We start from the raw sequence: 19,216 nt of genomic DNA on the forward strand, positions 1-19,216 counted from the left end.
AAATCCTCATTTCCCTCTTCTTCATTAGACGGAGTGTTGTTTGTTGAATTTTGATCCATAATTTATCCTTTAAATAGAAATTTGATTAAAATTTTAAATTCTAAAAATAGTGTTCTCAAAAATATTGTATAAATTAAAACAAGACCAAAAAATAAAATATAAAGTCTTACAAATAGTCCTATCTTGGAGTTTATATTGTCGCTGTTTGGGGCGCCGTGTAAATTCGTATCAAAAATTTCGCCAGAATTCATAGTGTATAAAATATAACTTGCGACACAAAAAGTCACAATACAAATAAAAAGTATATTAAAAAATTTTTCATTTTTTATAGAATTAAACGCCCAAGAATTTGAATATTTTGAATAAGGATAACCTGTTTTTAAAATAGGTATAGCATATAATACCGCCAATATTATCATGTTTGACGCATATAAAATTCCAACTTGTGGCAAATTTGAAATACGAAGCGAAATTTGGTGTATAAAAGGCAAATTATACTTCATAAATTCCGTATATGGTGCAAGAAATGGGACTTTATCCAATACATCGTGTGGCAATACAAAAATGTGCAAAGCCAAAATCGTATAACTAACCCAAATTGCACTATGCACCAGTTTTTCACGAGTTTTTTCTTTTCGCTCATTTAGATTATCACTTAAATTCCCCATTTTCCCCACCTACTCACACGCTTTGCTTTGGCTTGTGATTAAGCCAAGCTTTTTAAGTGTGAAATTTGATTTTAGTATGTGAGCTTGTAGCTCTGATTTTGCTTCTATGGTAGCAATTAGCGAATTTATTAGTTCAAATTTATCTTTTTCTCCTGCTTTTGCATATTGCACTCTTTGGCGATTTTGTCAATCTGCGCGTAAAGCGTTTCTGGGCGGTATTTGCCCTCGCGCAGGATTTTTTCCTCGTCAAGGACAAATCTCGTTCCCATTAGCGGATAGGTGCTATTTTTGTCACTCATTTGCTCTCGCCTTTGTTTTTCATCTTTGCAAGTGCATCAAGTGCGCTTTCATAGGCTTTTTTGCTGATTTCACGCGCTTTTTGGCTCATATTTTTCGCCATATCCGTTTTGATTTCGCTAAGCTTTTCGCTCATTTCCTTTTTAAAGCTACCGAATTTCTCATCAAGCTCGAAATTTTCGATAATCCTCTCGCCTTTTTCCTTCCATTGCGCGCTTAGATCCTTGGCCTTTTCGCCAAATTTCATTTCGCTGATTTTATCACTTAGTACCTCGCCAAGCTCGCTATAAATTTTCTTAAATTTCGACAAATATCCGCCAAATTCCTCTTGCGCTAATTTTTCGATTTCGCTTTTGGCTGGCTCACCAGCGCGAGAGATTGCGTCGCTTAAAACAGCTGTGAAAATGTCGCTAGTCTGGGCGATTTGCGCCTTTTTTTGCTCCAAGGTCTGCACGCTCTCATCGGGACTCACGCTCATATCGTCTAGGTATTTTTCAGCCACTTTGGTGATCGCATCATACACGCCAAGCACGGCTCCGCGGATTAGTGCTGGGGCAGTGTTTTTGCTCTCGTTTGCCACGAAAATCGCACTTTCGATGATGAGTTTGGCTATCTCTTTTAGGCGGAAGCGGGTAAATTCGCCCTCGCTAATAGCGTAAAATGCGATATTTTTTGCCGTATAATGCGCCGTATCCTCGATATCATCGCCGTTTTCTAGCACGCTGATAAACGCCATTTCGCTAGCTTCCTTCAAAACATCGGCAAGCAAAAGCGAGTTTTTGCTAAGCTCGCCAAGAGCGTCAGAGACTATGATTTTTTCGTTTTCGCCCAAATTTGGGAGCAAATTTTCGATTTTTTCGTAGCCGTTTTCGACTAAATTTAAAAGTTCTCTTTGTGAGGCTAGGATTTTTTTGCGTAAATCGTCGTATTCGTAAAACAGGCTATAAAGCTCCTTTTCGCCCTCTTCGCAAAGTGCCTTTTTTGTGCCGTTTATGACAGATTTGGCGTTTGATTTGTTTAAAATTTCAAGCTCCTGCAACTCGGTGCAAAGTGCGCTAGTAAGGGTTGCAAATTTAGCGGTTTTCTCATCTTTGCTTAAATTTCCAAATTCTCTTTCACACGCCAAAAATGCCAAATTTTCGATACTTTCAGTAATTTGCGCCTCGCTTGCGCTGCGTAAATTCTCGCCAAATTTCGCTACTAATTCCTCTTTCATACTCTCTCCTATAATACAAATTTAAAATTTTTCTTTAATTTCTCAAAAACGCCCAGTCTGTGAGCCTCGTTAGCCACCAAGACCGAAATATCGAAGCTTGCGTATTTTCCGCCGTTTGAAAATTTCGAAAATTTCAGGCTGTATTCCTCGCTAGCTAAAACCTCGTCAATCTTTTCTTTTTTTTGCGTGGCGCACTCGATGATGACCTTGTATTTCCACTGCGCCGGATAGGCGATTACAGGCTTACTCTCTAACATACACGCCACTTTTGCCACCCTCTTTGCGCTCTAAGATTATGTCTGAAATGCGCATTGATTTATCTACGGCCTTAACCATATCATAAATGGCTAGTAAGCCCACGCTCACGCCGGTTAGAGCCTCCATTTCCACGCCTGTTTTACCAGTAATTTTTACCGTAACATAGAGTTTAAAAGCGTTTGGCAACTCTTCAATTTGCGTTTTTACCGAATTTATCATTAGCGGGTGGCACATTGGGATTAGTTCGCTCGTTTTTTTTGCTCCCATGATAGCCGCTACAACGGCAGTTTGAAGCACGGGGCCCTTTTTGCCATCGCCCTCTTTGACTGCGCGAAACGCAGCCTCGTTTAGGTGGATTATCCCGCTGGCTGTGGCTACACGCTCGGTGTCATCTTTGGCGCTGACATCGACCATGCGTGGCATATTGTTTTCATCTATGTGTGTTAGCATTGATTTTCCTTGGAATTTGATTTGGCGGGATTATAGCAAATTTTTGGGCATAAAAAAAGCCTAGACCCGAAAGCCTAGGCAAATACAAAAAGGAGGTTTTTATCTTGTCGGACAGGGGGATTATACTACTAGTTTGGTAAATAAATGATTAATATGTGATATAAAAATGATAATTTAAGTATATTTTAATATGCGAAATTTGGGAATTTCGCATATTTTTTTTATTTTCAGACTTTGAACATTTTCATCAATGTGCCAAGATCAAGCCCAGTCTCTCCGCCGTTATCTGCGCCAAAACCAGCCTTGTTTCCGCCACCAATGATATTGCCGAGTATCCCGCCTAGATCGTTCATATCGATTTTGCCGTCGCCGTTTGTGTCAAATTTCGCCACAGCAAGCTTGCCGATAAGCGCGGTAAAATCTACGCCTGATTTATCTACTGAGTTTGCGTTTGCTCTCTCTCCACCGCCTAAAAGTCCGCCTAGCACAGCTCCAATCATATCGCTGCCGCCGCCATTACCCATAGCATTTGCAGTGTTGCCTTTTAAAAAGTTATTGCTAACGCCGGCGATTAGGGCATTTACTTGATCATCAGGCAAATCAACGCCTAAAAATTTCTCGATAAATGCAACTGGGTTTGCTTGGAAATTGCTGACATTTCCCTCATCGCTTTTTAGCGCAGAAACCATTTTCATAAGTGCGTTTAAATCCATAATAGCTCTCCTATCATTAAAAATTTGGCTGATATTTTAGCAAAATTTTAATAACAATCATTAAAATTTACCTTTTTTACCTAAAATTACGCAAAAATTTTCAAGGAGAAAAAATGAAAAAATTTTATCTTGTTTTGGCGATTTTATGCGGTTTAACTCACGCAAACGAGGATAGCGACAAGCTATTTGGGGATACTAAAATTTCCTTGCCGTGCGATTTAAACACAGCCTCGTGCCTTAGCAATGCAGGTGGCGAGAGCGCGAGCTTTGCAATCATACCAGCGCCGATTGTAGCGATGAGCGAGAGCGAGGTTGTGGTTAGCGGGATTTTGCGCGAGCTAAAAAATCCAACCCTAAAAATCAAAGGAATTAGCATGAATATGGGAAATTTCGAAAGCCCGCTTGTCCGCTTTAACGATGGCTCATACCATGCTAAAATCATGGTCGCAGCCTGCCACAGCCCTATCATGCGCTATAAACTCGAAATTTTTGAAAATGGCGAAAGCACAGGACATTTTATCTATTTTGATTTGCGCAAAACGCCAAAACACAAATAAATCAAATTTTGCATAATTAGGCAAGAAATTTGCAATATTGTTCTATTAAAATTTTAAAAATTTTGGTATAAAAAGGTAAATTTATCACAAGGAAAATTTATGCAAACATTAAAACAAATGCGATTTAGTGGCGAAAGAGCACTTTTTGGTGCGAAAAATTTAAAAATAGAAAATTCCGTTTTTTGCGACGGCGAATCACCGCTGAAAGAGAGCTCTGACATAATCGTGCAAAACTCAAAATTTGAGTGGAAATATCCGTTTTGGTATGCGAAAAATATCGAAATCTCAAATTGCCTTTTCGATGAAATCGCGCGCGCAGGTATCTGGTATAGCCAAAATTTAAAGCTAAGTGATTGCGTTTATGGCGCGCCAAAGGGGCTTCGCAGAGTAAAAAATGCGCACATTGAAAATGTCCAATTCACTGACGCGCTAGAAACCATGTGGCACTGCGAGGATATCGTGCTTAAAAATATCAGCGCAAAAGGCCCATATTTCGGGCTTGATTGCCAAAATTTAGAAATACAAAATTTAAATCTTTTTGGCGATTATTGCTTTGACGGCTGCAAAAATGTGAAAATCAAAAATTCAAAACTTCTTAGCAAAGATGCGTTTTGGAACTGCGAAAATATCCTAATCGAGGATTGTTTCATCGCGGGCGAGTATTTTGGCTGGAATTCCAAAAATGTTACGCTCAAAAACTGCAAAATCGAAAGCCTGCAAGGATTTTGCTATATGCAAAATTTACGCCTAGAAAACTGCGAGCTCATAAACACGACCTTGGCGTTTGAATTTAGCGATGTGTATGCCCAAATCATCGGTGAAATCGACAGCGTGAAAAACCCGCGCTCAGGGCTAATCAAAGCCGCTAAAATCCGCGAGCTGATCCAAGACGGCGCGACAGATGCGAGCAAAACCGAGATTATCACTGAATTAAGGGCGTAAAATGGCGTATGAATTTGACAATCTGCCAAACCGAGCTGGCACAAAATCGCTAAAATGGGAAGTAGGTGAGGGCGAGCTTGCAATGTGGGTTGCGGATATGGATTTTGCCGTAGCACCCGAGATTTACGAGGCATTAAAAAATCGCTTGGAAGAGCGCGTGTATGGATATAGCGTGCTAGATGAGCAGTGGGAAAACGCCTATACTTCGTGGTGGAAAAGGCGCCATAATTACGAAATCAAAAAAGGCTCTCTAACTTACGCTGGTGGCACGCTAGCAGCGATAAATTCGCTAATTCGTAAGCTTAGCGCGCCCGGGGAAAATGTCGTAATCCTAACGCCCGTTTATAACTGCTTTTTTTACTGCATTAAAAATATGGGCAGAAACACCATTTCTTGCGAGCTTAGATACGAAGAGGGCGAGTATTTCATCGACTGGGGAAATTTGGAATTTTGCCTAAAAGATCCGCAAACATCGCTGCTTTTGCTCTGCAATCCGCACAATCCTATCGGCAGGACCTTGCGCAAGGACGAGCTAATGAGAATCGGCGAGCTGTGCGAAAAATACGGCGTCATCGTCATCAGCGATGAGGTGCATTGCGATATCACTGAGCCTGGCGTAAATTACACTCCATTTGCCGCTGCTAGCGAGGTTTGTGCGAATTTAAGTGCAAATATCATAGCTCCCACAAAGGCGTTTAATATCGCTGGTTTGCAAACAGCGGCTGTTTTTACCCCAAATCCAAAACTGCATAAAAAAGTCAGCCGTGCGCTAAATGGCGATGATATCGCAGAGCCTAGCTTTTTTGGGCTAATTGCGGCGATTGCGGCGTTTGAGCGGGGCGAAGCGTGGCTAGAAGAGATGAGAGCGTATGTGAGCGCAAACCGCAAATTTGTCAATGAATTTATTGCGCGCGAACTGCCAAAAGTGCGTAGCGTAGCGCAAAATGCGACATATTTAATGTGGCTTGATGTAAGCGGGTATTGCGATGAGGGCACGAAATTAGCCAAATTTATCCGCCAAAAAACAGGGCTTTTCCTAAGCCACGGCGCGCAATACGGCAAGGGCGGAGAGAAATTTTTGCGATTAAATATCGCAACTTCGCGCAAAAATGTGGTTGATGGTCTATCTAGGCTAAAAACTGCGCTTGATTTGTGGGAAGGACAAATTTAAATTTCGACATAATATGTCAAAATTTCACGCTAAAATAGTGGAAATTTTAGGAAAGGAGCGCGAAATGAAAAAGATTTATTTCACAATCACTGGGCTAAATTTCTACTATGGGTGGGAATTTTTGAAGGAAAATATGGTCGTAAATCTCGAAAAAGAGCCAGATAATAAATACGACCGCGAGGCAATCGTCGTGAAATTGGAGGGTTTTGGCAAAATCGGCTATGTCGCAAACAGCACCAAAACTGTCATCGGCGAGAGCATGAGTGCAGGTAGGCTTTACGATAAATTTAAGAAAAAGGCAAAAGGTAAAGTTTTATTTGCGAGTGAGCGGGGCGTGATTTGCCGTTTTAAAGGCTAAAATTTAGGCGCAAAATTTGGTGAAATTTTGAAATTTGATAGAATTTTGAAATTTAAAGAAATTTGGTAAATTTGGGGCTAATTTGCCCCAAATTTTAACTTAGAACTAAAATCGGCACAAGAGCGTTGTGCAAGATATCCTCTGAAACGCTTCCTACAAAAAGCTTTTTGAAAAAACTCTTCGTAAATGCGCCAGTCGCGATTAAATCGAGGTTGTTTGCGCGACGATATTTGATAATCTCATCGCCTGGCACATCGCCTGAAACGCTTACAAATTCGGCGTTTTCGCCCTTTAAAATTTCTCTTGCGATTTCAAGCGTTTTTTGCGATTCCTCGGCGTCGTTATTTACATTTATGACATATTTTTTCGCGTCTTTTAGAAGCTTGGCCTCTTTTGTGAAATTTAGAGTTTTTTGCGCAGCCTCTGTGCCGTCAAACGCCACAAGCACGGAGTTTATCGGGCTGAAATCTTTATTTACCAAAAGGGCTGGAACCTTCATTTCTTTAATCAGCATAGTTGCGTTAAAGCCCACATCTTCGCTGTTTGTGCCCTTTATGCCTAGCACGAAAATTCTAGCCTCATCTTTGTATTCTTCGATGATTTCGATAAAATCGCCGTCGCGCAAAATCGCGCTAGCGCTCACGCCCTGAGCCTTTGCCTCATCTACGCATTTATCTAACCATGCTTTGATTTTGCCCTCATCTACTTCGTTGTCTTTGCCGTCAAACGCCCCATACTGCGACATTACCATATCATTTTCGCCCAAAACTATCCCGCCAGCTGCAAGTCCGTAAAAATTTTGACCAAGCTCTGGGGTTTCGATTACATGGATAAACACAGCCTCGGCGTCAAGACGCTTTGCAGTGTAGATTCCATAATCGCAAACAGGTTTTAAAAGCGCATTTTCATCAACGCAGATAAATACTTTTTTGCTCATAGCTATCCTTTTGATTAAAATTCGAAAGAGAATAGCAAAATTTAGAATAAATTTCGTTTAAATTTCACTATTTTTTATTTTTCGTCGCCTTTTTCTATAAATTCAAAATAATCGCTTGAATTTTCGTCAAATGTGCGGTTTTTTGTGTGATAGTAGTATAGATACGCTAGGCCAACGGGTGCGATGATGATAGAAAACGCAAAAAGCACTATCATAACTACAAGTTTCCAAATGAGCAAAAACACGGCATTTACGATAAAAAAGTTGTTTCCGATGATGAAATTTACGATACTTTCATACACAAATCTCGCATACGGATACAAAAGCGCGCAAATCGCATAAAATACATAGATAAAAAAATCCATACCAGCGAATTCCTTGCCAGTCCTTGCGCTCATGCTTTCTGCCGAGTAGCTTTGCGCCCAGATCAAAATCACAGCCAAAACTGCGCCAAAGATAAAATGTCTAAAATAATACGCCTTGTCTAATCCGCCAAAAGTTTTTTGCCAAATTCCCATGAAATTTCCTTTTTAAAATTTAAAAAGGGGATTATAGTTCCCCATTAAAAACAGATAAAATTTTGATTAAATTTGATTTATAGATAAATTTAGCTTTACAGCCCTGCGTTTGCAATCGCTTCGGCCTGTGCGTTTGTGATGAGCGGATCGATGATTTCATCAAAAAGTCCGCCAGCCATTATCGCGTCTAAGCGATAAAGTGTTAAATTTATGCGGTGGTCGCTAATGCGGTTTTGCGGGTAGTTATAGGTGCGAATTCGACCGCTTCTATCGCCTGTGCCGACTTGATCTTTTCGTTCGGCGCGCTCTTTTTCTAGGCGTTCTTGCTCTTGCAAGTCATAAAGCCTAGCTTTTAGCACTTTCATCGCAGCTTCTTTGTTTTTGTGTTGGCTTTTGCCGTCTTGGTTGGTTACGACTAGACCTGTTGGTATATGGGTGATACGAACGGCGCTATCAGTGGTATTTACGGATTGTCCGCCATGCCCTGAGCTACGCATGACATCGATACGCAAATCGCTATCTTTGATTTCGATTTCGCTATCTTCGATCTCTGGCATTACGGCAACCGTGATAGCAGAAGTATGCACGCGTCCTTGACTTTCGGTTTCAGGCACTCTTTGGACTCTGTGTGTGCCGCCTTCGAATTTAAGCCTAGAATACGCCCCATCGCCCTTAACAAGCAAAATAACTTCTTTAAAGCCGCCCACGCTTCCTTCGCTTTGGCTTACGATTTCGCATTTATAGCCGCGAAGTTCAGCATAACGCAAATACGCCCCTAGCAAATCCCCCGCAAAAAGCGCAGCCTCGTCGCCACCGGTTCCAGCGCGAATTTCAAGGAAGATATTTTTATCATCATTTGGATCTTTTGGAAGAAGTAAAATTTTGATTTGCTCTTCGAGTTCGTCTTTTTCGAGTTCTAAATTTTTAAGCTCCTCTTTGGCAAGCTCGCCAAGCTCAGGATCGCCTAATAAATTTTTGTTTTCCTCGATATCAGCGACAACCTTTATATACCTATCTGCGGCGTTTTTTATCGGCTCGATACCTCTTTGCTCTTTGGAAAGCTTTGTCATATTTGAAATATCGCTTGCGATACCTGGATCACTAAGGAGCCGTGAAAGCTCCTCGTATCGGTCTAAAAAGGGTTGTAATTTTTGGGCTAACATTTAATGATAATTATGCGACTTTTAGTGTATTTACTAGTTTTGCCAAGCGGCTAACTTTTCTGCTTGCAGTTTCTTTTTTCAAAAATCCACGGCTAACGAAAGCGTGGAAGCTTTGATTAACTACTTTTAGCGCTACCTCGGCTGCTGCTAGGTCTTTACTATCTACTGCTTCTCTTACCGCTCTTGTCATGTTTTTTACTCTTGTGCGGTAAAATCTATTGCGCTCTGTTTTTTTCACAGTTTGTCTAGCGCGTTTTTCGGCTGATTTGTGATTTGCCATTTTTATCCCTTTAAATGAAAATATTAAACTCGTGATTATACTACAAAAATTTTAAGCGTTGCTGAAATTAAGCAATTTTTAAAAGAAATTCGATTATTAAACTTTTTTTGCTAATATTGCGAGAATTTTGATTTATAAAGGATTAAATTTATGAAACTTTTCGGAACTGACGGCGTCAGGGGCAGAGCGGGCGAGTTTTTGACAGCTGAACTTGCTATGCGACTAGCTATGGCAGCTGGAATTTATTTTAGGAAAAATTCCGTTACAAATATGATTTTAGTCGGTAAAGACACTAGGCGAAGTGGCTATATGATAGAAACTGCGATTGTGGCTGGACTTACTAGCGTGGGATATAATGTCCGCCAAATAGGCCCTATGCCAACCCCAGCAATCGCGTTTTTGACAGAGGATATGCGCTGTGATGGCGGAATTATGATAAGCGCTTCGCATAATCCATACTATGATAATGGTATTAAATTTTTTGATCACACGGGCTTTAAACTCGATGAAAAAGAGGAAGCTGAAATCGAAAAAATCTATTTTAGCGACGAGCTAATCGCCGAGGCTAGAAAGCAAATGATGGAAATCGGCGTGGCAAGGCGCGTCGATGATGTTATCGGCAGATACATTGTCCAGCTTAAAAATTCTTTTCCAAAAAACAAAACCCTGCATGGACTTCGCATTGTGCTTGATTGCGCAAATGGCGCAAGCTACAAGGTCGCTCCGACGGTGTTTAGCGAGCTTGGCGCAGAAGTGATAGTCCTAGGCGATGAGCCAAATGGAAAAAATATCAACGAAAATTGTGGCGCCTTGGCTCCGCAAAATTTGGCAAGCGAAGTAAAAAGATTGCGCGCTGATGTGGGATTTGCCTTTGACGGGGACGCTGATAGATTGGTCGTAGTCGATGATAGCGGTCAAATTTTACACGGAGATATTTTGCTTGGCGTTTTGGCGCTGTATCTAAAAGAGCTTGGCAAGCTTCAAAACGACCAAATCATCGCAACTGTGATGAGTAACGGCGCGCTTGATGATTTTTTGGCAAAACACAAAATTTCCGTGCATAGATGCAGTGTGGGCGATAAATTTGTGCTTGAAATGATGAAAGAGAAAAAGGCGAATTTCGGTGGCGAGCAAAGCGGACATGTGATTTTTGGCGATTATGCTAAAACAGGCGATGGAATCGCGTCTGCGCTTCAATTTGCCGCATGTATGCTAAGTATGAATAAAAAAGCGAGCGAGTTAGCAAATTTAATTAAGCCGTATCCGCAAATTTTGCGAAATTTAAAGATTACGACCAAAAAACCGCTTGAAAAAATCGCTGGACTAAAAGAGCTTGAAGAAGAGATCAAAAAAGATAAAATTCGCACGCTGTTTCGCTACTCTGGCACGGAAAATTTGATCCGTTTGCTTTTTGAGGGCAAAAACGCAAAAGCTCTGGAAAAATGGGCGAACGAAGCAGAAAAATTTTTTAAAAAAGCGTTAAATGACTAGAAAATTTATTAAATTTGTCCTGATTTTTACGCTTGTTTTGGCACTTGATCAATTTATAAAATTTATATTTTTAAATGGTTTTTCGTGGGAGGGTGAGTATTTTTCGCTGATACTGACCTTTAATAGAGGCGTGGCGTTTTCGATGTTAGCTTTTTTGGGCGAGAGTTTGAAATTTATCCAGCTTGGGCTAATCGCGCTTTTGGCATGGTATGTTTTTAGTCAAAAAGAGCTTTTTAACGCTCACTGGCTTCCTTTTGGCATTTTGCTAGGTGGTGGCGTTTCAAATGTGCTAGATCGCTTTATCCACGGCGGAGTTGTGGATTATGTGGCGTGGCACAAATGGTTTGAATTTGCGGTTTTTAACTTTGCCGATGTGATGATTGATTTGGCAATTGTCATATTTTTGTGGCAAAATTTGAAAATTTCAAAGAAAGGCAAAATTTGAAAAGAAACAATTATATCGCGTATGCGCTGTGGTTTGCCGGAGCTTTTTCGTGGGCTGTGGGATTGCCGATTGGTGGCGGTTTGCACCGAATTTATTGTGGTAAATTTGTCAGTGGATTTGCGCAAATCGGGCTGTATTGGGCTGGGATTTTTACGCTGTATTTTTTGCTAGGGCTTGTGATTTTGCCGATTTGGCTTCTTTGGGTGCTTTTTGACCTATTTTTCGTAGGAATTTGGGTCGAGGATATCAACGAAGAAGCCGGCGAAGGCGTGGCTGAGGATTATTCACAGCGTCTTAAAAAGGTAGAGGCCCTATACGAGCTTTTTCAAAAAGGGGCGATTAGCAAGGAAGAATTTGAAGCTAGAAAAGATATTTTAATGAGAGATTGAAAGGAAGGAAAATGAGTTATTATTGGTTTAAATTTATCCACTTTGTGGGCTTTATTTCGTGGATGGCGATGCTGTTTTATCTGCCGCGCCTATATGTTTATCACGCTGAGAATTTGGACAATCCAAATTTTGTCAAAGTTGTGAAAAAAATGGAAAAAATGCTCTACCACGCCATTGGCTGGATAGCTTTGGCGGTTACGATTTTTAGCGCGGTTATGCTGATTTTGCTAAATCCGGGACTTATGAAAATGGGCTATTTCCACCTAAAATTACTTTGCGCTGTTTTAATGGTGGCTTATCATTTTTGGCTTCATTATTATTTGATTAAATTCGAAAAAGACGCCTGTAAAAAAAGTGGCAAGTATTTCCGTGCGCTAAATGAAATTCCAACGATTCTGATGATAGGCATACTTTATGCTATGTTAATCATGCCAAATCAATGAGAATTTAATGAAATTTATACTAAAATAGACAAATTTGTTCAAAGGGAGAATCATGCAACGCATAATCAAAAAAATCCTATCCAGCGAAAGTAGTGCTGGCGTAATCCTCCTTTTATCCGCAGTATTTGCTATCATCGCACAAAATGTCGATATTTTATCTCCGTATTATCGCGAGTTTATCCACACGCACATCGTCATGGGTATCGGCAAACTAAAACTCGATGAGGATATGCACTTTTGGATAAACGACTTTTTAATGGCGATATTTTTCTTCGCTATCGGTTTGGAGCTAAAACGCGAAAAAATCGAAGGTCAGCTTCGCCATTTTTCTCAAATTTTGCTTCCTAGCTTTGCCGCTCTTGGTGGTGTTATGGCGCCTGCGATTATCTTTGCGGTGCTTAACTGGGGCGATAGCGAGGCTTTGAAGGGCTGGGCGATTCCTACGGCTACTGATATTGCCTTTGCCGTGGGCGTAATGGCGCTACTTGGCAAACGAATTCCAGCAAGTCTTAAAATTTTCGTCTTAACACTAGCGATTATGGACGATTTGTGCGCGATTTTGATTATTGCGCTTTTCTACTCATCTACGATAAATATCTCTTACCTAATCGGCGCAGGAATTTGCGTGGCGATTATGTTTATAATGAATAAAATGAAGGTGGATAAAAAACTGCTTTTTGTCATTATGTCGCTTATTTTGTGGGTAATGGTGCTAAACTCTGGTATCCACGCGACAATCGCTGGCGTTGTGGCTGGATTTTGTATCCCATTGCAAACTCGCTCTGGCTCAATGCTAAAAGATATGGAGCACGGACTTGCGTATCCTGTGAATTTTTTCATTTTGCCGATTTTTGCCTTTGCAAATGCGGGCGTAAGCCTAGCTGGCATGAGCCCTAGCTATCTATTTGGCCCAGTTCCAATGGGTATCGCGCTTGGCTTATTTTTCGGCAAACAATTTGGAATTTTCGCATTTAGTTGGCTACTTATCAAGGGCAAAATCGCCTACTTGCCAGAAAACGCAAACTGGGCGCAACTATACGCTGTAAGCATAATTTGCGGTATTGGATTTACAATGGCGCTATTTGTCGATGGTCTAGCTTATGGCGGAAGCGACATTTATCACCACACAGACAAACTCGCTGTTTTCATCGGCTCTATCGTCTCAGGTCTAGTCGGATACATCGTGGCTAAGGCCGTAGGACCAAAACCAGCCTAAATTTAGGGGCAAAATTTAGTGTTAAATTTAGCCTCATTTCTTAGTGCGCGCGAGTGGAGAAATCTACTGCGCGCCGAATTTCAAAGCGAAAATTTCAAAAATTTAGAGCGTAATCTAGCTCAAATTTCACAAACTACCCAAATTTACCCACCGCTAAATTTAATCTTTAACGCCCTAAATTTGACCCCATTATCAAATTTAAAAGTCGTAATCATAGGTCAAGACCCCTACCACGGCGCAGGCGAGGCTATGGGGCTAGCATTTAGCGTGCCAGAGGGGGTAAAAATCCCGCCAAGCCTAAAAAATATTTTCAAAGAAATCACCGCAGATATCGGCTCGTGTGCTATAAGTGGGGGTGATTTGACCCCGTGGGCGAGGCAGGGCGTGCTGCTACTAAACTCCACTCTAAGCGTGAGTGCAGGTGCTCCAAATTCGCACGCAAAGCTTGGCTGGGGCGAATTCACAGACGCTATAATCGCCAAAATCAGCGAAAACTGCGAAAATTTAGTCTTTATGCTCTGGGGAAATTTCGCCATAAAAAAGGCAAATTTGATCGACGCAAATCGCCATTTGATTCTTACAGCCCCGCACCCTAGCCCATTGGCGCGCGGTGGGTTTTTTGGGTGCAGACATTTTAGTAAATGTAATGAATATTTAGCTTTAAAAGGTAAAAATACAATACTTTGGTAAATTTATCAAAATACTATGTATTTTAAAATTTAATTAAATAATTTAAGTATATAATTAGTCCTAAATTTTATCAATCTAAAAAAAGGAAAAAAAATGAATAAATTTTTATTCGCACTAGCTTCTAGTGCGCTACTTTTTAGCGGAGTTTGCGCCAAAAGCCTAGCAGAAATCAAATCTAGCGGAACAATTCTAATAGCTGTCCATGATGACGAGGCTCCATTTGGCAAGCTAACTGACGGCAAATACGAGGGTTTTGAAATAACCCTAGCCGAGGCTGTGGCTGCGAAGATTTTCGCAGGTAGCGAGGGAAAGGTAGAGTTCGTAGCCTCTGCAAACGACGAAGCTTCTTATAGATTGTTGCAAGATGGCGCTGTGGATATGGCTGTCTCGACCCTAGTCCCTACTGCTGAGACCGAGAAGCTCGCTGATTTTTCCAGTCCGTATTTTAGCGTAAATGTCGGTATCCTAACCCGCAAAGCAGACGCGATAACAAGCATAAAAGATCTAAAAGACAAAACAATCCTAGCCATGCCAGGAAGTATCGGCGAAAAATATTTCCAAAAACAAGGCTATACTATCAAAGAGTGCGATAGCGCTGGTGGCTGTGCTAGGGCGCTACTTGAAAATCAAGGCGATGCTTATGCTGATGAAAACATCATCGTAATGGCGTTTCCAGTGATAAATAGAGAAGTCGAAGTCCCGCAAAAAAACCTCGGAGCCTCTGAGTTTAACTCAATCGGCGTGCAAAAGGGCAACACAGATTTGCTAAAAGCAATCGACGCTGCGCTTGTGGAGCTATCTAAAACCGGCTTTTTTGAAACAGAGTTTAACAACCACATTTCCCCATATTACAAGGGCACAGCCGAGAAAAAATACTTCTTGTTAGATGACATTTATAATCTACTTTAAGCTTTAAATTTTTAAAATTTCGCCTTGCTAAATTTGCGTTTAGCAAGGTTTTTTACCGCAAAAAACTTAAATTTTGATAATTAAGTTAAATTTTTGTGACATAAATCTCTTTTAAATAAAATTTTTGATACAATCGAAAAATTCAATTTTAATCAAGGGGTGAAAAATGCAAGTTCCAATTCGTTATGGCAAAGATGATGTTTTAAACATAAATTTTGACGAAAAAAATCTTTTGGGGATTTTCAATCCGAATAAGGTTGAGAAATTTGACGAGGCCGAGCTTATCAAAAAAGCAATGCAAAATCCGATAAATCAAAAAACTTTTGATGAGTTCATAAGTGGCGATGAAGAGATCGTAATCATCGTAAATGACGGCACGCGCCCAACTCCGACATCTAAAATTTTAAAAGAAATTTATCCAAAAATCAGGGATAAAAAGAAAACCTTTATCATCGCAAACGGCTGCCACAGAGATCCGACCGAAGATGAGTATGAGATGATTTTTTCAAAAGAAATTTGGGCTGAGGTCAAGGCCAAAGGCGAGGCTCACAGCCACGATTCTAAAAACGATGAAATGGTCTATCTGGGCGAGAGTAGCAACAAAACCCAAATGTATCTAAACAAAATCGTAGCAAACGCGAAAAAGGTTATCCCAATCGGCTCGGTCGAACCGCACTATTTCGCAGGTTACACAGGCGGTAGAAAGGCGTTTTTGCCAGGCGTTGCCAAATACGAAACTATCGAGCAAAACCACAAACTAGCCCTTAGCCACGATGCGCAGGCTTTGCGATTAGAGGGCAATCCTGTGCATGAGGATATGGTCGATGCGATGAAAGTGCTAACTCATATCGATGTATTTGCGATTATGACGGTGCTAGATAGCGACCATAATATTTATTATGTAAATAGTGGCGATTTAAATGATACATTTTATGATTGTATTCAAAAGGCAGAAGAGGTATTTTGCGTCAAAATCCCTCAAAAAGCTGATATCGTAATCTCAGTAGCCCCATATCCAATGGATGTGGATTTATACCAAGCCCAAAAAGCCCTAGATAACGGCAAACTAGCCCTAGCCCAGGGTGGCGTGCTTATCATGGTGGCCAAATGTCGCACGGGTATCGGTCCTAAGCCGTTTTTTAACCTCATGGCATCAGCCGATACGCCACAAAAAGTGCTAGAAAAAATTCAAGAGGAATTTCACCTAGGCTATCACAAAGCTGGCAAAATGGCTGAGATTGGGCTTTGGGCGCAGACTTGGGCGGTTAGCGATCTAAGCGACGATGAGATGAGAGCCGTGCATTTAAAGCCATATCATGATTTGCAAAAAGCCCTAGATGACGCGCTTAGTGAGAAGGGCAAAGACGCTAAGATTGTGATTTTGCCATTTGGTTCAATGACGGTTCCAAAAATTTGAGTAAATTTATCTATTTAGACTGCGCCAGTGGCATTAGCGGAGATATGTGCCTTGGCGCATTTATCGACCTTGGCGTAGATTTTGGCTTCTTAAAACACAGCCTCGAAAAGCTAGGAATTTCTAGTGAGTATGAAATTTGCGCCAAAAAGGTTTTAAAATCTGGCATAAACGCTACGAAAGTAGATGTGATTTTAAAGCGCAAATGGAGCACGACGCCCCATTTCCATGAGCATGGACGCACTTTTAAAGACATTGTAAATTTAATAAATTCTTCAAATTTAAGCGATTTTGTAAAAGAAAAATCAATCGAAATTTTCACTATCATCGGCGAAGCGGAGGCAAAAATCCACCAAAGTAGCCTAGAAAATGTCCATTTCCACGAGGTTGGTTGCACCGATAGCATAGTCGATATCGTAGGAAGCGCGATTTGCTTCGAATCGCTTGGGATTTCGCGAGTGCTTTGCTCGCCACTTGCCCTTGGCGGGGGATTTGTGAGGTGCGCTCACGGAATTTTAAGCGTGCCAGCACCCGCGGTGAGTGAAATTTTATCTGGCGTGCCTGTGAAATTTGGCGGTGATTTTGAGCAGACGACACCTACTGGCGCAGGTATCGCAAAGGCTCTAACGAGCGAATTTTGCGCCGAATTTAGCGCTAAAATTTTGCGCACTGGATACGGGGCTGGAAGCAAGGAAGCTAAATTTGCAAATTTGCTTAAAATTATGATTTGCGAAGATGAGCGCTTGGCTCAATCAGGGCAGGTTTTAATCGAGACAAATATCGATGATATGGACGCTGAGAGCTTGGCGCTGGCGAGCGAAATTTTACTAAATGCTGGCGCACTTGATGTGTTTAGCGAGGCTGTGAATATGAAAAAATCGCGCCTTGGCACGAAGCTTAGTGTGCTAGCTAAATCTAGCGACGCACCCGCGCTAAAAGAGCTGATTTTTCGCCATACCACAGCGATTGGGGTGCGTGAAATTTCTGTGCAAAAAACAGAACTTCCGCGCCAAATTCGCGCTGTGAATACGAAATTTGGCGAGGTTAGGATTAAAATTTGCAAATTTGAGGGCGGAGAAAAAATCAAGCCCGAATTTGATGATTGCAAAAATTTGGCACAAAAATTTGGCACAAATATCGCTACGGTGAGAGCTGCGGCGATCAAAGAGTATGAAAATGGAAACTTTAAAGGAAGAGATTAGAGGGCTTAAAAATCTCGCCTTGGCCTTTTCTGGCGGGGTGGATAGCTCGTTTTTAGCCTGCGTGGCGGGCGAAATCTTGGGCGCAAATTTCATCGCGCTTACCATAAAAACGCCATATATGAGCGAACGCGAAATTTCGCAGGCTATAAATTTTGCTAAAATTCACAAATTTCGCCACGAAATTTTAGAACTTCAAACCCCGCAAGAAATCGCGAATAATCCGCAAAATCGCTGTTATTTATGCAAAAGAAATTTATTCGAAAATTTAATTAAATTTGGGCGAAATTTGGGATTTTCAAATTTCGCAGACGGCACAAACAAAGATGATTTGGGCGAAGATCGCCCAGGACTTCGCGCTGTGCGCGAGCTTGGCGTCATTTCGCCACTGATAAATTTAACCAAAGCCCAAATTAGGGAGTATTCACGCACCCTGCGCCTAGAAAGCGCGGACTTGCCTAGCTTTGCGTGCTTGCTAACTCGTTTGCCTCACGGGCGCGAATTTAGCGCAGATGATTTAAAATTGGTTGAGCGTGTGGAAAATTTACTCATACAAAACGGCTTTGCAAACATCAGAGCGCGCTATAATGGGCGAAATTTAAAAATCGAAATGCCAAGAGCGCTGATGAGCGAATTTGTGGCGAGTGAAAATTTTGCAAAAATTATTCAAAAAATAGATGAAATTTCACAAATTGATGAAATTTTGCTCGATTTAAAGGGTTTTAGAAAGGAAGTTTTAAATGAAAAAGGCTGAAATTTTGGACTTAATCGCCCAAATTAAGGGTAGCAAAATTTCTGATGAAAAGGTCGTCGAGTATTTCGCAAACTACCCATTTTCCGATATCGGCTGTGCTAAGGTCGATATGCAAAGAGAGCTTAGAAGTGGCGTAGGCGAGGTGATTTATGGCGAGGGAAAAAGTGCTGAGGCGATTTTGGCAATCGCGCGCGAGTGTGTGAAAAATGGCAACAATGTCCTAATCACGCGCACAAATTCGCAGGTGGCTGAGATTTTGCAAAAAGACTTCCCGCTTGCCAAATTTAACGAGGTCGGCCGCACGATAAGCATTATCATAAACGAGCCAAAACTTACCGAAAGTTATATCGGTATCATTTCGGCTGGCACATCTGATTCTTACGCTGTGGAAGAGGCATACGAGACGGCGAAATTTTTGGGTAATGATGTGCGCAAAATCACCGATGTGGGCGTGGCTGGGATAAATAGGCTGTTTTTGAAGCTTGATGAAATCCAAAAAGCCAAAGTCCTAATCGTCATAGCAGGCATGGAAGGAGCCCTTCCTAGCGTGATTGCAGGCCTTGTCAAAGCCCCAGTCATCGCTGTGCCTACGAGCGTGGGATATGGGGCGAGTTTTGGTGGTGTGGCAGCCTTGCTTGGTATGCTAAATTCGTGCGCAAACGGCATTAGTGTCGTAAATATTGACAACGGATACGGCGCAGCGTATAATGCGAGTATAATCAATCATTTATAAGGAGA

25 protein-coding genes are annotated in these 19,216 nt (G+C 41.3%); 15 read left to right on the top strand and 10 right to left on the bottom strand.

What is annotated here, in order from left to right:
- Positions 1-62: 62 nt before the first annotated feature.
- From OFN67_RS06615 to OFN67_RS06640, 6 genes are all read right to left on the bottom strand, one after another.
- Positions 63-668, bottom strand: a complete 606-nt coding sequence (locus OFN67_RS06615; protein WP_270868586.1) for a hypothetical protein — start codon at positions 666-668, stop codon at positions 63-65.
- Positions 669-796: 128 nt separating this feature from the next.
- Complete coding sequence (locus tag OFN67_RS06620) at positions 797-967, bottom strand: hypothetical protein (RefSeq protein WP_270868585.1); 171 nt, start codon at positions 965-967, stop codon at positions 797-799.
- The gene (locus tag OFN67_RS06625; protein WP_270868584.1) at positions 964-2,181 is read right to left on the bottom strand and encodes a hypothetical protein; all 1,218 of its coding nucleotides are present in this window, start codon (positions 2,179-2,181) and stop codon (positions 964-966) included. The genes OFN67_RS06620 and OFN67_RS06625 overlap by 4 nt, the downstream gene beginning before the upstream one ends.
- A gap of 8 nt (positions 2,182-2,189) precedes the next feature.
- Entirely contained in the window at positions 2,190-2,438 is a 249-nt protein-coding gene (locus tag OFN67_RS06630; RefSeq protein WP_270868583.1) for an HP0495 family protein, read from the bottom strand.
- Complete coding sequence (gene moaC, locus OFN67_RS06635; protein WP_270868582.1) at positions 2,425-2,889, bottom strand: cyclic pyranopterin monophosphate synthase MoaC; 465 nt, start codon at positions 2,887-2,889, stop codon at positions 2,425-2,427. Before moaC ends, OFN67_RS06630 begins: the two co-directional genes overlap by 14 nt.
- A gap of 227 nt (positions 2,890-3,116) precedes the next feature.
- Positions 3,117-3,602, bottom strand: coding sequence for a hypothetical protein (locus OFN67_RS06640; protein ID WP_270868581.1), 486 nt, complete (start codon positions 3,600-3,602; stop codon positions 3,117-3,119).
- Between the two features lie 113 nt (positions 3,603-3,715).
- Between OFN67_RS06640 and OFN67_RS06645 the strand changes: the two genes are divergently transcribed.
- From OFN67_RS06645 to OFN67_RS06660, 4 genes are all read left to right on the top strand, one after another.
- Positions 3,716-4,159: a hypothetical protein gene (locus OFN67_RS06645; protein WP_270868580.1), complete on the top strand. Its 444-nt coding sequence runs from the start codon at positions 3,716-3,718 to the stop codon at positions 4,157-4,159.
- A 99-nt stretch (positions 4,160-4,258) separates the two neighbouring features.
- Positions 4,259-5,101, top strand: coding sequence for a DUF3737 family protein (locus OFN67_RS06650; RefSeq protein WP_270868579.1), 843 nt, complete (start codon positions 4,259-4,261; stop codon positions 5,099-5,101).
- A gap of 1 nt (position 5,102) precedes the next feature.
- On the top strand, positions 5,103-6,272 hold the full coding sequence (locus OFN67_RS06655) for a MalY/PatB family protein (protein WP_270868578.1): 1,170 nt from the start codon (positions 5,103-5,105) through the stop codon (positions 6,270-6,272).
- Positions 6,273-6,336: 64 nt separating this feature from the next.
- Positions 6,337-6,630, top strand: a complete 294-nt coding sequence (locus OFN67_RS06660) for an HIRAN domain-containing protein (protein WP_270858709.1) — start codon at positions 6,337-6,339, stop codon at positions 6,628-6,630.
- A 94-nt stretch (positions 6,631-6,724) separates the two neighbouring features.
- Here the strand turns inward: OFN67_RS06660 and OFN67_RS06665 are convergent, their stop codons facing one another.
- From OFN67_RS06665 to rpsT, 4 genes are all read right to left on the bottom strand, one after another.
- On the bottom strand, positions 6,725-7,567 hold the full coding sequence (locus OFN67_RS06665) for a universal stress protein (protein WP_270868577.1): 843 nt from the start codon (positions 7,565-7,567) through the stop codon (positions 6,725-6,727).
- 74 nt (positions 7,568-7,641) lie between these two features.
- The gene (locus OFN67_RS06670; protein ID WP_270868576.1) at positions 7,642-8,085 is read right to left on the bottom strand and encodes a hypothetical protein; all 444 of its coding nucleotides are present in this window, start codon (positions 8,083-8,085) and stop codon (positions 7,642-7,644) included.
- Between the two features lie 95 nt (positions 8,086-8,180).
- On the bottom strand, positions 8,181-9,248 hold the full coding sequence (prfA, locus tag OFN67_RS06675) for a peptide chain release factor 1 (RefSeq protein WP_270858712.1): 1,068 nt from the start codon (positions 9,246-9,248) through the stop codon (positions 8,181-8,183).
- Between the two features lie 10 nt (positions 9,249-9,258).
- On the bottom strand, positions 9,259-9,528 hold the full coding sequence (gene rpsT, locus OFN67_RS06680; protein WP_270868575.1) for a 30S ribosomal protein S20: 270 nt from the start codon (positions 9,526-9,528) through the stop codon (positions 9,259-9,261).
- Between the two features lie 150 nt (positions 9,529-9,678).
- Here rpsT and glmM point away from each other — a divergent pair, with 150 nt between their 5' ends.
- The 11 genes from glmM (at position 9,679) to larB (ending at position 19,211) form a co-directional block, all read left to right on the top strand.
- Positions 9,679-11,019 (top strand): phosphoglucosamine mutase, encoded by a 1,341-nt coding sequence (glmM, locus tag OFN67_RS06685; protein ID WP_270868574.1) that lies wholly within the window; start codon positions 9,679-9,681, stop codon positions 11,017-11,019.
- Positions 11,012-11,464 (top strand): signal peptidase II, encoded by a 453-nt coding sequence (gene lspA, locus OFN67_RS06690; RefSeq protein WP_270868573.1) that lies wholly within the window; start codon positions 11,012-11,014, stop codon positions 11,462-11,464. The genes glmM and lspA overlap by 8 nt, the downstream gene beginning before the upstream one ends.
- Positions 11,461-11,853 carry an SHOCT domain-containing protein gene (locus OFN67_RS06695; RefSeq protein WP_270858716.1) on the top strand — a complete coding sequence of 131 codons (393 nt, stop codon included), beginning with the start codon at positions 11,461-11,463 and terminating at the stop codon, positions 11,851-11,853. The genes lspA and OFN67_RS06695 overlap by 4 nt, the downstream gene beginning before the upstream one ends.
- Positions 11,854-11,864: 11 nt before the next feature.
- A complete protein-coding gene (locus OFN67_RS06700; protein ID WP_270858717.1) occupies positions 11,865-12,296 on the top strand; it encodes a CopD family protein in 432 nt (143 codons plus the stop codon).
- A 52-nt stretch (positions 12,297-12,348) separates the two neighbouring features.
- A complete protein-coding gene (gene nhaA / locus OFN67_RS06705) occupies positions 12,349-13,512 on the top strand; it encodes a Na+/H+ antiporter NhaA (RefSeq protein WP_270868572.1) in 1,164 nt (387 codons plus the stop codon).
- Positions 13,513-13,530: 18 nt separating this feature from the next.
- A complete protein-coding gene (ung, locus tag OFN67_RS06710) occupies positions 13,531-14,202 on the top strand; it encodes a uracil-DNA glycosylase (RefSeq protein WP_270868571.1) in 672 nt (223 codons plus the stop codon).
- A 93-nt stretch (positions 14,203-14,295) separates the two neighbouring features.
- Positions 14,296-15,111, top strand: a complete 816-nt coding sequence (locus tag OFN67_RS06715) for a transporter substrate-binding domain-containing protein (protein ID WP_270868570.1) — start codon at positions 14,296-14,298, stop codon at positions 15,109-15,111.
- A gap of 166 nt (positions 15,112-15,277) precedes the next feature.
- The gene (gene larA, locus OFN67_RS06720) at positions 15,278-16,528 is read left to right on the top strand and encodes a nickel-dependent lactate racemase (RefSeq protein WP_270868569.1); all 1,251 of its coding nucleotides are present in this window, start codon (positions 15,278-15,280) and stop codon (positions 16,526-16,528) included.
- Positions 16,525-17,727, top strand: a complete 1,203-nt coding sequence (gene larC / locus OFN67_RS06725; protein WP_270868568.1) for a nickel pincer cofactor biosynthesis protein LarC — start codon at positions 16,525-16,527, stop codon at positions 17,725-17,727. The genes larA and larC overlap by 4 nt, the downstream gene beginning before the upstream one ends.
- Positions 17,702-18,478: an ATP-dependent sacrificial sulfur transferase LarE gene (gene larE / locus OFN67_RS06730; protein WP_333720328.1), complete on the top strand. Its 777-nt coding sequence runs from the start codon at positions 17,702-17,704 to the stop codon at positions 18,476-18,478. Before larC ends, larE begins: the two co-directional genes overlap by 26 nt.
- Positions 18,465-19,211: a nickel pincer cofactor biosynthesis protein LarB gene (gene larB, locus OFN67_RS06735; protein WP_270868566.1), complete on the top strand. Its 747-nt coding sequence runs from the start codon at positions 18,465-18,467 to the stop codon at positions 19,209-19,211. Before larE ends, larB begins: the two co-directional genes overlap by 14 nt.
- The last annotated feature ends 5 nt before the right edge of the window (positions 19,212-19,216 follow it).

It is taken from the genome of Campylobacter sp. JMF_11 EL3 (assembly GCF_027736965.1).
Classification (GTDB): Bacteria; Campylobacterota; Campylobacteria; order Campylobacterales; family Campylobacteraceae; genus Campylobacter_B.